Source organism: Streptomyces kanasensis (assembly GCF_043077165.1).
Classification (GTDB): Bacteria; Actinomycetota; Actinomycetes; order Streptomycetales; family Streptomycetaceae; genus Streptomyces; species Streptomyces changanensis.
Genome location: NZ_JBIBSF010000001.1, coordinates 726,792 through 741,080, shown reverse-complemented (window position 1 = coordinate 741,080; position 14,289 = coordinate 726,792). Strand labels below are relative to the sequence as shown.

Annotated in this window: 14 protein-coding genes; 5 read left to right on the top strand and 9 right to left on the bottom strand. The window is 73.4% G+C overall.

Annotation, left to right across the window (positions count from 1 at the left end):
* Positions 1-201: 201 nt before the first annotated feature.
* A complete protein-coding gene (locus tag ACF053_RS03265) occupies positions 202-624 on the bottom strand; it encodes a DUF350 domain-containing protein (protein WP_058941194.1) in 423 nt (140 codons plus the stop codon).
* A gap of 279 nt (positions 625-903) precedes the next feature.
* Between ACF053_RS03265 and ACF053_RS03260 the strand changes: the two genes are divergently transcribed.
* Both ACF053_RS03260 and ACF053_RS03255 read left to right on the top strand, forming a co-directional pair.
* On the top strand, positions 904-1,569 hold the full coding sequence (locus tag ACF053_RS03260) for an NADPH-dependent FMN reductase (RefSeq protein WP_391952220.1): 666 nt from the start codon (positions 904-906) through the stop codon (positions 1,567-1,569).
* A gap of 109 nt (positions 1,570-1,678) precedes the next feature.
* Positions 1,679-3,484 (top strand): thiamine pyrophosphate-requiring protein, encoded by a 1,806-nt coding sequence (locus ACF053_RS03255; protein WP_391952219.1) that lies wholly within the window; start codon positions 1,679-1,681, stop codon positions 3,482-3,484.
* 82 nt (positions 3,485-3,566) lie between these two features.
* On the opposite strand, the gene ACF053_RS03250 is transcribed toward ACF053_RS03255, so the two are convergent.
* Complete coding sequence (locus ACF053_RS03250) at positions 3,567-4,418, bottom strand: TetR/AcrR family transcriptional regulator (RefSeq protein ID WP_391952218.1); 852 nt, start codon at positions 4,416-4,418, stop codon at positions 3,567-3,569.
* A gap of 166 nt (positions 4,419-4,584) precedes the next feature.
* Here ACF053_RS03250 and ACF053_RS03245 point away from each other — a divergent pair, with 166 nt between their 5' ends.
* The 3 genes from ACF053_RS03245 (at position 4,585) to ACF053_RS03235 (ending at position 6,737) form a co-directional block, all read left to right on the top strand.
* The gene (locus ACF053_RS03245) at positions 4,585-5,793 is read left to right on the top strand and encodes a cytochrome P450 (protein ID WP_391952217.1); all 1,209 of its coding nucleotides are present in this window, start codon (positions 4,585-4,587) and stop codon (positions 5,791-5,793) included.
* A gap of 3 nt (positions 5,794-5,796) precedes the next feature.
* A complete protein-coding gene (locus ACF053_RS03240; RefSeq protein ID WP_391952216.1) occupies positions 5,797-6,033 on the top strand; it encodes a ferredoxin in 237 nt (78 codons plus the stop codon).
* Between the two features lie 185 nt (positions 6,034-6,218).
* A complete protein-coding gene (locus ACF053_RS03235) occupies positions 6,219-6,737 on the top strand; it encodes an HAD domain-containing protein (RefSeq protein ID WP_391952215.1) in 519 nt (172 codons plus the stop codon).
* 4 nt (positions 6,738-6,741) lie between these two features.
* Here ACF053_RS03235 and ACF053_RS03230 read toward each other — a convergent pair whose 3' ends face one another.
* From ACF053_RS03230 to ACF053_RS03200, 7 genes are all read right to left on the bottom strand, one after another.
* A complete protein-coding gene (locus ACF053_RS03230) occupies positions 6,742-7,182 on the bottom strand; it encodes a thioesterase family protein (protein WP_391952214.1) in 441 nt (146 codons plus the stop codon).
* Between the two features lie 111 nt (positions 7,183-7,293).
* Complete coding sequence (locus tag ACF053_RS03225) at positions 7,294-8,598, bottom strand: MFS transporter (RefSeq protein ID WP_391952213.1); 1,305 nt, start codon at positions 8,596-8,598, stop codon at positions 7,294-7,296.
* Between the two features lie 47 nt (positions 8,599-8,645).
* A complete protein-coding gene (locus tag ACF053_RS03220; RefSeq protein WP_391952212.1) occupies positions 8,646-9,848 on the bottom strand; it encodes an acyl-CoA dehydrogenase family protein in 1,203 nt (400 codons plus the stop codon).
* A gap of 212 nt (positions 9,849-10,060) precedes the next feature.
* A complete protein-coding gene (locus ACF053_RS03215) occupies positions 10,061-11,044 on the bottom strand; it encodes a 3-oxoacyl-ACP synthase III family protein (protein WP_391952211.1) in 984 nt (327 codons plus the stop codon).
* 17 nt (positions 11,045-11,061) lie between these two features.
* Entirely contained in the window at positions 11,062-12,399 is a 1,338-nt protein-coding gene (locus ACF053_RS03210; protein WP_391952210.1) for an aminotransferase, read from the bottom strand.
* Between the two features lie 30 nt (positions 12,400-12,429).
* Positions 12,430-13,167 (bottom strand): SDR family oxidoreductase, encoded by a 738-nt coding sequence (locus ACF053_RS03205; RefSeq protein WP_391952209.1) that lies wholly within the window; start codon positions 13,165-13,167, stop codon positions 12,430-12,432.
* Positions 13,168-13,171: 4 nt separating this feature from the next.
* Complete coding sequence (locus ACF053_RS03200; RefSeq protein WP_391952208.1) at positions 13,172-14,170, bottom strand: hypothetical protein; 999 nt, start codon at positions 14,168-14,170, stop codon at positions 13,172-13,174.
* Positions 14,171-14,289 lie beyond the last annotated feature (119 nt).

Sequence of the window (14,289 nt, the reverse complement as noted above, 5' to 3'; positions counted from 1 at the left end):
CCGGCCGGGACCGGGCCGCGACGGGTGGGCCACGCCGGACGTGCCGGCGGGGTGTGCAGGCCGGGGCGAGCATGCGACCGGCGACCGGCGACCGGCGACCGGCGACCGGCGACCGGCGACCGGACGGCGGGCCGACCGGACGGCGGGCCGCCCGGACGCCGCCGCGGCTGGTACGGCGGACGGCGGCCGGGCCGCCGCGGATCAGGCGATCGACGCCGAGACGATGGCGGACACCGCGATGTTGCAGGACGCCGTCACCCACACCGCCGGGTGCGGCTCCGGCTCGACCAGGAGCGCGCCCAGGCGGCCCGGCGTGATGACGTCCACCACCACGAACGCCAGCGCCATCATCACCAGGCCCAGGAGGCCGAAGACGGCCGTCGACACCAGGCCCTTGCCGAAGTCGTCGTACGTCGTCCAGATGGAGGTGAAGACGATGCCGCCCACACCGAGCAGCGCCGAGCTCAGGAGCAGGGCGCCGTTGCGGTTGCGCTGTTCCCAGACGAGCCGGCGGAGGTTGCCGGGCGTCAGGACGTCGACCAGGACTATGCCGAGGATCAGCAGGACCAGGCCGAGGCCGCCGTAGGCGGAGGCCCGGCCGAGTCCGTTGACGATGTCGATCATGATGAGCCGGCTCCCCGTGGCAGAAGTGATCGTGGGTGATCGTGGTCAAGGCGACGCAAAATGTAGCGCACGTCCTCCGGGGGCCGATCAGTCCGGGGGGACGGGACCCGGTGCCCCGTATGGCCGCGCCGCCCGGCGCACCGCGCCCGGTACCGCGCACAGTGGTGGGGCGGGGCGCGGCACCACCGCGGCCGCGCCCCGCGCCAGCCCCGTCACCGGACGCGCCCGGCCGCCCCTCGGCGGACGCTCAGCCCGGTGTCCCGCCCGAAAGGCAGGTCCATGAGCACCCCCACCCGCCGCCCGCTGTCCTTCCTCGTCGTGACCGGCTCCCGCCGCACCGACTCGTTCAACACCAGGCTCGCCGAGCTGGCCGCCGCCACCGTCCGGGCCAACGGGGCCGCGGCCGCCTTCGCCTCCGTCAAGGACTTCGAGGTGCCCGACTACGACGCCGACATCGAGGCGGCCCACGGCATCCCGGCCGGCGCCGAGCGCTTCCGCGAACGGCTGCTGGAAGTGGACGCCCTGATCATCGCGTCGCCCGAGTACAACGCCTCGGTACCCGGCGTGCTGAAGAACCTCATCGACTGGACCTCGCGGTTCCGCCCGCAGCCGTTCAACGAACTGCAGGGACTGCTGCTGTCCGCGTCCCCGTCGATGGCCGGCGGGAACCGCGGACTGTGGGCCCTGCGCGTCCCCCTGGAACACCTCGGGGCCCGCGTCTACCCGGACATGTTCTCCCTCGCGGCCGCCCACACCCAGCTCGACGGCGGCGGGCGCATCGCGGACGAGACCCTCCGGGAGCGGTTCGAGGCGAACATCGTCAACTTCATGAACCTGGTGGAGGCGGCCACCCACTACCCCTGCGTCAAGAAGGCCTGGGTGGAGTACCTCGGCGAGCGCCCGGACCCGGCCCTCGACCGCACCCAGACGCAGACCCAGCACTAGGAGTGCGCGGACGTGCCGTCGCGGGCTGCGGGCACGGGGCGGGCTGGTTTGCCGCGTGCCGTGGCGGTGACCCGGACGGGACGACTGACCGCGTGCGGGAGGAGAAGCGATGACCTCGGTGGCCGACTTCGTACTGGAACGCGTCCGCGGATGGGGTGTCGAGCGCGTGTACGGGTATCCGGGCGACGGCATCAGCGGACTCCTCGGCGCCTTCGACCGCGCGGAGGACGGCCCCGAGTTCATCCAGGCGCGGCACGAGGAGGCCGCGGCGTTCATGGCGTGCGGACACGCCAAGTTCACCTCGGAGGTGGGCTGCTGCGTCGCCACGTCCGGGCCGGGGGCGATCCACCTGCTCAACGGCCTGTACGACGCCAAGCTGGACCACCAGCCGGTCGTCGCGATCGTCGGCCAGCAGAAGCGGATGAGCCTCGGCTCCTCGTACCAGCAGGAGATCGCCCTGGAGAGGCTCTTCGCGGACGTCTCGGAGTACTGCCAGATGATCGTCCACCCGGGGCAGGCGCGGCACGTCGTGGACCGGGCCTTCAAGACGGCGCTGACGACCCGTTCGGTGGCCACGATCATCATCCCCGGTGACGTGCAGGAGGAGGACGCGCAGCCCTCCCCGCCGAAGGAGCATGGTTCCGTCTTCTCCAGCATCGGCTGGAGCCGGCCGCGCGTGCTGCCCGACGAGAAGGAGCTGCGCAGGGCCGCCGACGTCCTCAACGAGGGCTCCAAGGTCGCCATGGTCATCGGTCAGGGCGCCGCCGGGGCGGAGGCCGAGGTCATGGAGACCGCCGAACTCCTCGGCGCGGGCGTCGGCAAGGCCCTGTTGGGCCGCGAGGTGCTCCCCGACGACCTGCCCTACGTCACCGGCCCGATCGGCCTGCTCGGCAGCACGGCCAGCGACGACATGATCCGCGGCTGCGACACGCTGCTGATGGTCGGCACGTCCTTCCCGTACGCCGAGTGGCTCCCGGACGAGGGACAGGCGCGCGGTGTGGAGATCGACATCGACGGTCGGATGATCGGTATGCGCTACCCCATGGAGGCCCACCTCGTCGGTGACGCGACGGAGACGCTGAGGGCGCTGATCCCGCTGCTCCGCCGCAAGGAGGACCGCGGGTGGCGCAGGAAGGTCGAGGCGGGCGTCGAGGAGTGGCGTCGCGTCTGCGAGCGGCGCGCCGCGCAGTCCTTCGACGGCAGGATCAACCCCCAGGCCGTCATCGCGGAGCTCTCCCCGCGCCTGCCCGACGGCTGCCTCCTGACCGCGGACTCCGGTTCCGCCACCAACTGGTGGGCGCGCCACCTCGACCTCCGCGAGGGCATGCACGCCTCGCTGTCCGGCACCCTCGCGACGATGGGCCCCGCGACGCCGTACGCCATCGCCGCGCGCTTCGCCCACCCCGACCGGCCCGTGATCGCGATCATCGGGGACGGCGCGTTCCAGATGAACGGCATGAACGAGATGATCACCGTGAAGCGGTACGCGGACCGGCTCGCGGGCGGACCGCCCCTGATCTTCTGCGTCTTCAACAACCAGGACCTCAACCAGGTCACCTGGGAGCAGCGCGCACTGGCCGGCGACCCGAAGTTCCCCGGCTCCCAGGACCTGCCCGACGTGCCGTACGCCCGCTACGCCGAACTGCTCGGCCTCAAGGGCGTCTACTGCGACGATCCCGAGGAGGTCGGGAACGCCTGGGACACGGCGCTGCGCAGTGACCGCCCCGTCGTCCTGGAGTTCCGGGTCGACGCCGACATCGCGCCGATCCCGCCGCACGTCCCGTTCGAGCAGGGGAAGAAGACGGCGAAGGCCACCCTGCGGGACCCCGACGGCGCGGCCGTCGTCACCCGGGGCGTCCGCCAGAGGCTCGCCTCGCTCACCGGACGCTTCGGCGGCCGGGGCGGCTCCGCCTGACGCGGCGCCGGGACCCGCCGTGCGGGCCCGCGCCCCGCGCGGTCCGCGGGTGTCGCCGGCCCGGTGGCGGGGTGGGGCCGCGTCAGCGCGCCGGACGCGGCCCCGGCTTCGCCTCCGCGTCCGGAACGGCGACCGGTGCCGGCTCCGCCTCCGGGGCCCGGCTCCCGTCCCGGTCCGGGTCCCGCTCCCCGTCCCGGTCCGGAACGGCGACTGCTGCCGGCTCCGGGTCCCGGCCCCCGTCCCGCTCCCCGCCCCGGTCCCGATCGCGGAGACGGGCTTCGAGGCCGTCGAGGATGGCCTCCACACCGAACGCGAACTTCTCCCGCGACAGTTCCGCCGGGTCGGCCCCCTGGTGCGCCTCCAGGCGGGTCCGCAGCCGCGGGTACTGCGAGGCGATCCCGGTCGCCCACTCCGTGACGCTCTGCACGGGCCCGCTCTCCCCCTTGCCCCGGGGTGCCTGCGCCGTGGTCGCGGCCGTGTCGATCGCGTCGACGAGCGCGGTGCCGGCCGCGAAGGTGAACACGGCGTTGGCCGCCCAGTCGAGCTCCCAGTCCCGGAAGCCGGCCGCCTCGTAGATGGCGTAGGCGTGGTCCTGGAAGCGGGCCATGCCGGGTCCGTACACCAGGTGCGTACTGACGGCCGACAGCAGCCAGGGGTGACGGCGGGTCAGATCGAGCGTGTCGTACACGAGCGTGCGGGCGGCGGCGCGCCAGCCCGCTCCGACGGGGTCGGGCAGTTCCAGCTCGCCCCACACCAGGTCCGCGGCGAGCACGACGAGGTTCTCCTTGCTGCCCACGTGCCAGTACATGGCGGTGGCGGCCGAACCCAGCCGCGCGCCCAGGCGCCGCATGCTCAGACCCTCGACGCCGTCGGCGTCGAGGAGCTCGACGGCGGCGCGCACGATCTGGTCACGGGTCAGGGTCTCTCGCGGCATGCGGCGAGCCTAACGGCTTTCCGCCACCCCGTTCAATCACCTACTTGCACACCGTGCAACTCGTCTCCTACGGTGGTGCGGCCAGCACTTGCACATCGTGCAAGTGCTGGCCGCACCTGGCCTCGCCTGGCCGTGCCCACCCCGTACGTACGCCCGAGGAGACCCCATGTCCCACGACGCGCCCTTCGCGGCGTCGACCCTGCTCACCGCCCGCCCCGCCGGCTGTCCCTTCTCGCCGCCCGACGCCTTAGGTCGGATCCGCGACGAGCGCCCGCTCGCCCGGATGCGCTACCCCGACGGGCACGACGGCTGGCTCGCCACCGGCCACGCCGCCGTCCGGGCCGTCCTCGCGGACCCCCGTTTCAGTGCCCGCTACGAGCTGATGCACTACCCCCTGCCCGGCGGTCCCACCGGCGAACTGCCCCCCGCCCCGCCCGGTGACATGACCGGCATGGACGCCCCCGAGCACACCCGCTACCGGCGTCTGCTCATGGGGAAGTTCACCGTCCGCCGCATGGCACTGCTCACCGAACGCGTCGGGGAGATCACCACCGAGCACCTGGACGCCATGGAGCGCGGCGGCCGCACGGCGGACCTGGTCCGGGCGTACGCCCAGCCCGTACCGGCCCACGTGATCTGCGAGCTCCTGGGCGTGCCGTTCGCCGACCGCGACCTCTTCCACCGCCACACGGTCACGCTGATGAGCCTCGACGCCACACAGGAGGAGCGGACCGCCGCCGGGACGCGCCTGCACGAGTACATGGGGTCGCTGGTGGCGGCCAAACGGGCCGCGCCCACCGACGACCTGCTCAGCGACCTCACCACCGGCGACCTCACGGAGGAGGAGCTGACCGGCCTCGGCGGCCTGCTGCTCGCCGCCGGCCTCGACACCACGGCCAACATGATCGCCCACGGCACCTTCGCGCTGCTGCGGCACCCGGACCAGCTGGCCGCACTGCGCGCCGACCCCGACCTCGCGGACCGGGCGGTGGAGGAGCTGATGCGCTTCCTGAGCGTCGCCCACACCACCCTCCGCGTGGCCCTGGAGGACGTCGAACTGGCCGGTGAGGTCATCCGTGCGGGCGAGACCGTCACCCTGTCCATCGAGGCCGCCAACCGCGACCCCGAACGCTTCCCGGACCCCGACGCCCTCGACCTGCACCGCAGGGCCATCGGCCACCTCGGCTTCGGCCACGGCATCCACCAGTGCCTGGGCCAGCAACTGGCCCGCGTCGAGATGCGCGTCGCCCTGCCGGCCCTCTTCCGCCGCTTCCCCGACCTGCGCCTCGCCGTCGACCCGGGGGAGGTGCCGCTGCGCACCGACATGAACATCTACGGAGTGCACCGGCTCCCCGTCGCCTGGGGAGGGGCGTAGGCCATGGTGCTCCACGCCGACCGGGAACGCTGCCAGGGCGCCGGCATGTGTGCGCTGACCGCCCCGGACCTTTTCGACCAGGACCCCGAGGACGGCCGCGTCGTCCTGCTGCGTCCAGCGGCGGCGTACGGGACCGGGCCGGCCGGGGCGGCCGCCCGGGAGGCCGTCTCCCTCTGCCCCGCCGGAGCGCTCACCCTCGCCCCGGACCCGCCCGACGCCCCGCCGGTGGGCCGGACATGACGCCGCGAGCGGTCCGTGACGCGGGAGTCCGTGAGGCGGGAGCTCCGTGACGCGGGAGTCCGTGAGGCGAGCGGTCCGTGACGCGGGAGGTCCGTGACGCGGGAGGTCCGCGATCCCGTCGGGGCGCGGGGACGGGGAAGCGGGCGCCGACCGAGCCCCTCCGCCCGGGTCGATAGGGTGCCGCCGTGACCGGCTCCCCGCAGCGTCCGCTGCTCTTCCTCGACGTCGACGGACCTCTCATCCCCTTCGGGGCGGAGCCCCACGAGTACCCCAGCCATCCGACGGGGCACGTGCCGGGCTGCGGGGCCCATCCGCTGCTGTCCCGGATCGACCCGGCGCACGGGCCCCGGTTGGCGGCGCTGTCCTGTGACGTGGTCTGGGCGACGACGTGGGCGGACGACGCGAACGAGTGCGTCGCCCCGCTCATCGGCCTGGCGGAACTGCCGGTGGTGCGCTGGCCCGAGCCGTCCGACGCCGATGACCGGGACGCGCGGGACGGGTTGCACTGGAAGGTCCGCGGCCTCGTCTCCTGGGCGGCGGGCCGTCCGTTCGCCTGGGTCGACGACGAGATCACCGGGGTCGACCGGGCATGGGTCGCCGCCCACCACCCGGGACCCGCCCTGCTGCACCGGGTCGACCCCCGTCGTGGGCTGACGGAGGTCGACTACGCGGCTCTCGACTCCTGGCTGCGACGGCCGGCCTGATCCCTCACGCGCTCCGGTCGGTGGTCCGCAGCCGGGGGGCGAGCTTCTCCGTGAACCGGGCGCGGTTGATGACCGCCCGGGTGTGGCGCCCGCTGAGGACGGTGGCGGCCGCGTCGCGTGCGACGACGTCGAAGACGAGCTTGCGGCCCTCCACCCCGGTCAGGGTCGCCGAGACGGTCACCTCCTCGCCGACCGGGGTCGGTGCGAGGTGTGCCGAGTCGTGCGCCAGCCCCACCGTCATGTCCTGGTCGGTGACGGCCGGGTCGATCACCTTCATCGCGGCGATCTCGCTCAGCCACAGGAGGACGGGCGTGGCGAGGACGGGCAGGTCGTTGCCCCAGTTGGTGGCCGCGTCCTTGTCGGTGACCCGGTGGACGACGTCGGCGCTCCTGCCGATCAGGGAGGCGAGGTCGGTGGTGCCGGTCCGGGCGGGCGTGCTGGTCATGGTGTCCCTCGCTGTCGGGGTTGGGGTTCGGGTTCGAGGCGCTGAGTGAGGTGTCGGGCGCGGTGCCGGCGTGGTGGCACGGCGCGGTGCGCGCAACGTGGTGATCGTCCGTCAGGCCGTGTGCGCCGAGGCGTCGGTGGCCGGTCGGGTGTACACGGTCATGGGGATCGCCGCCGCGCAGACGACGCAGCCGGCGAGCACCAGGACCGGACGGGGGCCGAAGTGGCTGCCGATGACACCGGCCAGGGCGGAGCCCACCGGCAGGCAGCCGAAGGCGATCAGCCGGTACGCCGACGTGACCCGGCCCAGGAGGTGCTGCGGGACCGTGCGCTGCCGGTACGACACGGTGACGACGTTGATCAGGATGAGCAGACCGGTGAGACCCAGTCCGACGCCGAGCACGGCCACCGTGGGGCGCAGCCCCGGCAGGAGGAAGCCGGCGGCCATCCCCGCGAGCCCCAGTGCCATGCTGGGGCGCGCCCCCAGGCGGCCGATGGCGGTGGCGGACAGCAGCCCGACGACGAGGCCGCTGACGCCCGCGACCATCAGCAGGGCCCCGTACGACGCGCTGCTCAGCCCCAACGGGCCGGGGGGCAGGGCCAGTACGGGCAGCGCGGCGTAGACCGCGGCCCAGGCGAGGTTCAGGGCGCCCACGCCCAGGGCGTAGACGAACAGGGTGCGGTTGCCGACGAGGAAGCGCAGTCCGGTGCGGATGTCGGCGATGATGCCGGGCCGCCCGGCAGCGGAGGTGTCGCCCCCGGCCCCCGGAGCGCCTGGAGCCCCCGGAGCGCCGGGAGCGTCCGGGGTGGTCTTCCCGGAGGCGGGCAGGGCCAGGAGCGCCAGGACGGTGGCGAGGTAGAGCAGGGCGGTGGCGCCGAAGGCCAGACCGGCGGACAGGCCGAGCAGGATGCCGCCGAGGGGCGGGCCGGCCATCTGGTTGGTGGTGATCTCGGCGGCCTGGAGCCGCGAGTTGGCCCGTTCCAGCTGGTCCGGCGCGACCAGGCCGGGGGTCGTGGTGTGGAACGCCGTGTCGAAGATCGTCTCCCCGATGCCGAGGAGGAACGCGGCCGCGGCGAGTACGGCGATGTCGGCCCGGCCGAGCGCCAGTAAGAGCGCCGTGGTGCCGAGGACGACGACGCGCCCGCTGTTCACGATCCGCATGAGCCGGCGCTCGTCGCACCGGTCGACGAGGAGGCCGGAGAAGAGCGCGAAGACCAGCCACGGGGCCCGCGACATGGCCGCGACCAGGGCCACCCCACCCGCACCGCCGCCGAGGTGGACGGCGGTGACGGGCAGGGCGACCTGGTAGATGCCGTCGGCCAGGTTCGAGCCCGCGCACGCGTGCCAGAGCCAGACGAAGGGGCGTCCGAGGGGGGTGGGCGGCCGGGTGTCGGACGCCACGGGGGTAGCGGTCATCAGGTCCTCGTTCGGTTCGCGTACGCGGGTGCGGGGGTGAACCGCCGTCAGCCCCTGTGGTGCGCCAACATCTGGTTGAGGATGTTCTTGCGCTGCATCTCGGTGGTTCCCCCGGCGATAAGGGTGCCCAGGGCGTCCTGGACGATGCGGGTCAACGGGCCGCGCTCGTAACCGGCGTGGCCGTGCAGGCGCATCAGGTTCTGCGCGGCCTCCACCAGCCCCTCGGACCCGGTCAGCTTCGCCACCGAACAGCGCAGGGACGCCTCCGGGTCGCCGGCGACCAGCGCCTCGATGCCGGCCATCGCCGTCGCCCGGGCGACCTCGATGGTGATGCGGATGTCGGTGAGGCGCCCCTGGACGTACTGGTGCTCCAGGATCGGCTGGCCGAACGCCTCGCGCCGCCGCGTGAAGGAGATCACCTCGTCGAGGCGCGGCTCCAGGAACGCCGCGGCGACGAGACCGTACAGGGCTCGGTCGAAGCTGATGATGTCGTACAGGGTGCGCAGCCCCTCGCCGGGCGCGCCCAGCACGGCGCCCTCCGGCAGCGCGACGTCCTCCAGGTGGATGGCGCCCGTGGGGCTGGTCCGCAGTCCGAAGAGCTCCTCGGCGGGGCCGCGCCGGACGCCCGGGCTGTGCAGGTTCACCAGGAACAGGGTGATGTCGCGGCGGCCGAGCTCGGGTACGCGGCCGAGGATGAGCGCCCGGTCGGCGACGGGCGCGTTCGTGATGTGGTCCTTCAAGCCGGTCAGGCTCCACCCCTCGGGGGTGCGCACGGCGGTGGTCCGCGTGCGGGCCACGTCGGACCCGCCGTGCGGCTCGGTGAGGGCGGTCGCGCCGACGGCACCCTTCATCAGGGACGGCAGGACCGTCCGGTGGTGGTACTCGCCGCCGTGCTCGACCAGGGCGCGCACCAGGCCGGCGTGGGCGATCAGGGAGAGGACGAAGCCGAGGTCGTCGCCCTCGCGGGCGATGTCGGCGATGCGCTCGGCCAGGTCGCGCCACGTGCCCCCGACACCGCCGAGGTGCTCGGGGACGCCGACGCGCCACAGGCCGCGGTCCGCCAGGCGCTGCCAGGACAAGCGGTCGAGGATCTCGGCCCGGTAGGCGCCGTCGGCGCGGGGGGCGATGTGCGTGCGGGCGAACTCGGCGAAGCCCGGGTCGTGCGGGAGCTCCCCCCGCCCGCCCCGGGGCTCCTCCAGGTGGGGGAGCGGGCCGGCGGGGGTGGACGAGGTGATGACGGGTGCGGTCACGTGAGGGTTCTCCTGGCTCTCGGACGGGGTGTCTGGACGGGGCTACCGGTGCCGGCGCGCAGGCGCGGGGCACCACGTGGGCGGGTCGGCGGGGGCGTGCACGGCGTGGGTGACGTGCGCGCCCTGCGCGCCGGGGTCGAGTGGTCGCGGGGACGTGCGCGGGGCCGGGGCGGGCCGGCCGCCGGTGGCGCAGCGGGACGGGGGAGGGGCGGTCAGTACCAGCGCAGGACGAGCGCGCCCGCCGTCATGCCCCCGCCCACCGCGGCCAGGACGACGACGTCACCGCGCCGGATGCGGCCCGCGGCGTGCGCCTCGGCCAGGGTGATGGGCACCGAGGCGGCGGCGGTGTTGCCGTAGCGCTCGACGGTGGTCGGAATCCGGTCCAGCGGGATGCCGGCCCGGTCGGCGCACTCCTCGATCAGCCGGGCGTTGGCCTGGTGGGTGACGAGGAGGTCCACGTCGCCGACGTCGAGTCCGGCCGAGGCGAGCGCGCCCTTGACGACGCGGGGGACGGCCTGGGTGGCGAAGTTCCAGACCCGGCGCCCGTCCATGTGGAAGTAGTGCCGCCGCTCCCGCACGGTGCGCGCGTCCGCGGGCTCGGTGGCGCCTCCGGCCGGGACGCCGACCACGTCCAGCTGGGTGCTGTCGGCGATCAGGTCGCAGCCGAGGACGCCGTAGCCGTCGGGCACGTGCCCGAGGACGGCGGCGCCGGCGCCGTCACCGAAGAAGACGCAGGTGCCGCGGTCCTCGTAGTCGAGGATCCGGCTGTACGTCTCGCAGCCGACGACCATGACGCGGCGGTGCTGGGGGAAGCTCCCCATCAACCCGGCGGCGGTGGCGGCCGCGTAGACGAAGCCGCTGCACACCGCGCCGACGTCGAAGGCCGGCACCTGGGTCAGCCCCAGCTTGGCGTGGATGTGGCAGGCGGTGGACGGCTGGATCCGGTCGGGCGAACTGGTGGCGACGACCAGCGCGTCCACCTGGTCCGCCGTGAGGCCGCCGTTGTGGAGGGCGGCCACCGCCGCCCGGTGCCCCAGGTCGGAGGTCGTCTCGTCCGGCCGGGCGCGGCGGCGCTGCCGGATGCCGGTGCGGGAGGTCACCCAGGCGTCGGAGGTGTCCACCGTCCGGGCGAGGTCGTCGTTGGTGACGACGTGGTCGGGCAGGTACGAGCCGGTGGCGAGGATGCCGATGGCCATCGGTCTGCTCCTTGGGGTCAGGCTGCCTGTCGACGGCGGGAGGCGAGCACGTCGTCGTAGGCGGCGGTGAAGCGTTCCAGCACCTCGTCGACCTGGCCGGGCGTGATGATCAGCGGCGGCGCGAAGACGACGGTGTCGCCCATGGCCCGCAGCAGCAGACCGCGCTGCTTCGCCGCCTCCAGGACCTCCTGGCCCAGCCGGCCGGGCTCCGCGCCGGCCTGCTCCGGGTCGAACTGCACCCCGCCGAGCAGGCCGTAGTGCCGCACGTCGCGGACCAGTTCCGCCCCGCGGAACTTCTCCAGCCCCCGTGCCAGGTGGGGGGCCACCTCGCACACGTGACCGGGGATGTCCCGCTCGCGCACGATGGCCAGGGTCTCGCGGGCCACCGCGGCGGCCACCGGGTGGCCCGAGTAGGTGAAGCCGTGCCCGAAGGTGCCGATCTGCCGGCTCCCCTCGGCCAGGACCTCGCTGACCCGCTCGCCGACCAGGGTGGCGGAGATGGGCAGGTAGGAGGAGGACAGGCCCTTGGCGCTGGTGATGATGTCGGGGCGCAGCCCCAGGGCCGTGGTGGCGAACATCTGCCCGGTGCGGCCGTAGCCGGTGATGACCTCGTCGGCGATGAACAGGATGCCGTGGCGGTCGAGGACCTCCTGGATCCGGGCGAAGTACCCGGCCGGGGGGATGATGAGCCCGCCGGCACCGAGGACCGGCTCGGAGATGAAGGCGGCGACCGTCTCGGGCCCGGTCTCCAGGACGAGGTTCTCGAAGTCCCGCACGAGCCAGTCGACCTGCTCCTCCTCGCTCATGCCGCGCGAGGCCGGGTGCAGCGGGTCGGGGCAGTGGGCCGAGAGGAAGTCGTCGCCGGCGAGCCCGAAGCCGTGGTGGATGTGGGGCAGTCCGGTGGCCGAGCCGGCGGCCAGGGTGGTGCCGTGGTACCCGCAGTGGTGCGAGATGATCTTGCGGCGTTCCGGCCGGCCCTGGGCCCAGTGGTAGTAGCGGGCGAACTTGATGGCGCTGTCGTTCGCGTCGGAGCCGGAGTTGCCGAAGAAGACCCGGCCCATCGGTATCGGGGAGATCTCCGCGATGTCGGCTGCCAGGGCGAGCGCGACGTCGTTGGTGCGGTGGTTGAACGAACCGTAGAACGGCAGCCGGTTCATCTGCTCCGTGGCCGCCCGCACCAGGCGGGGTTCGCTGTAGCCGAGGGTCACGCTCCACAGGCCGGCGACACCGTCGACGTACCAGCGGCCCTCGGCGTCACGGACCTCGATGCCGGAGCCCTCGGTGATGACGTGCGGGGGCGTGTCCAGGTAGAGGGGGGTGTGGGGTTCGAGCATGCGGGTGGGTGCAGTGGACATGGTGGCTTCTTCCCGTGCGCGGGGCGGGGCTCAGCGGCCGCCGCCCACCTCGAGGACGGACCCGGTGATGTAGGAGGCGGCCGGGGAGAGCAGGAAGACCACGGCTTCCGCGACCTCCTCCGGGGTGCCGATGCGACCCATGGGCACGGTCGTCTTGAGGCGTTCGGGGCGGTCCGGGACCCCGTTGGCCTGGTGCAGTCCGGTGTGGATCAACCCGGGGGCGACGGCGTTGATCCGTACGCCGTCGGCCGCCGCCTCCTGGGCGGCGCCCCAGGTGTGGGCGTTCACGGCCGCCTTCAGGGCGGCGTAGTGGACCCATTCGCCCCCACCGCCGGTACGGGCGCCGGTGGAGGAGATGTTGACGACGCAGCCCCCGGGGCCGCCGCGGCTGAGGGCCATCGCCCGCAGCGCCTCCCGCGTGCACAGCACCACGCTGCGCAGTACGGCGCGGTAGGCGGTGTCGAGCCGGGCGACGTCCAGGTCGATCACCCGACCCAGACCGCCGGTGACCCCGGCGTTGTTGACGACGGCGCTGAGCGGGCCGAGCTTGTCCGTGGCGGTCGCGAAGAGCCGCACCACCTCGTCCTCCTCGGTGACGTCGGCTTGGACGGCCAGTGCCTCGACACCCGCCTCCCGCACGTCCCGTACGACCTGTTCGGCGCCGGCGGCGCTGGTCCGGTAGTTGACGCACACCGGTCGTCCCAGCGCCGCCGCGCGGCGGGCGATGGCGGCACCGATGCCCTGGCCACCGCCGGTGACGATGATCATGCGGTCAGCCGTTGACGACGCCGTAGCGGTCGCCGAGGAAGAACTCCTCGAACGCCTGACGGGTGTAGACGTTGTGGGTCTTCAGCAGCCAGCGCTGCTTGAGCCCCTCGACGTCGTGGATCGCGTGCACCTCACGCCCGTGGATCACGTGCCGGTTGGAGAAGGTGACCGAGTCGCCCGGCTTGGACACGCGCATCCGCTTGCGGGAGTGCAGCGCGGCGACGAAGCGGTCCAGGACCTGCTGCGCCTCCTCGTCCAGCCCGCGCGTGCGCCCCTCGAAGACCCGCGCGCCCTCGTCGCCGCTGAGGACGGCGTGGTCCTCGGCCCGCCGGCCCTCCAGGAGGTTGCCCTCCCGGGTCGACACGTCGTCGAAGGGCGTGTAGAAGCGCCGCTGCGCCAGGATCTCGCGGTCCCTGTCGCTCAGCTCCTCCAGGGCGTGGGCCGTGACCGTGAACGTGGAGTACACCTCGTTCGTCGGGGTGTCCCGGAGCGTCAGCGTGTTGACGAAGTCGGGGCTGACGAAGTGGTTGGTGAAGTCGCGGTGGAACTTCAGCGTGCCGAGGGTCTTCTGCGACTGGGTGTCGAACATGGACTCCTTGGGGTAGATGTCGTGGAAGAAGTCACCGCCGTTCACACTGAGGTGGCCGATGATCTCGGTGCCCGTGAGGACGGCGTAGGCGGCCAGGAACCCCTCGGCCACGAACGTCTTCTTCAGGCGGTACTTCTCCTGTACGGGGTCGGCCGAGCCGAACCTCGGCAGGTCGAGGTCGATGGGCGCGTTGCCGATCACGACGAGCGGGCGCTCGGCGAAGTCACGCAGCATCGACATCTCGCAGAAGTCCGTGAACCTGCTGCCGAGCCGCTGGTCGCGGTGGAGCCGGGTCATGTCGGAGATGTAGGAGTCGAAGTCGCTGTAGGGGCTGGTGGCGATGTCGGTGAGCACCGCCCGCAGCGCGTCCCGCTCGGCGTCGGTGAAGACGAAGTCGTACTCGATCTGCTGCATGGTGCGTCCTTCCATGAGGGCGTGAGGGTGCACGGCCGTGGGGCCGTGGATGAGGGATGGGACCAGGGGGAGTGACCGCACCGCCGCCGCGCCCGTACCCGCGCTCGGCGGGCAGGACG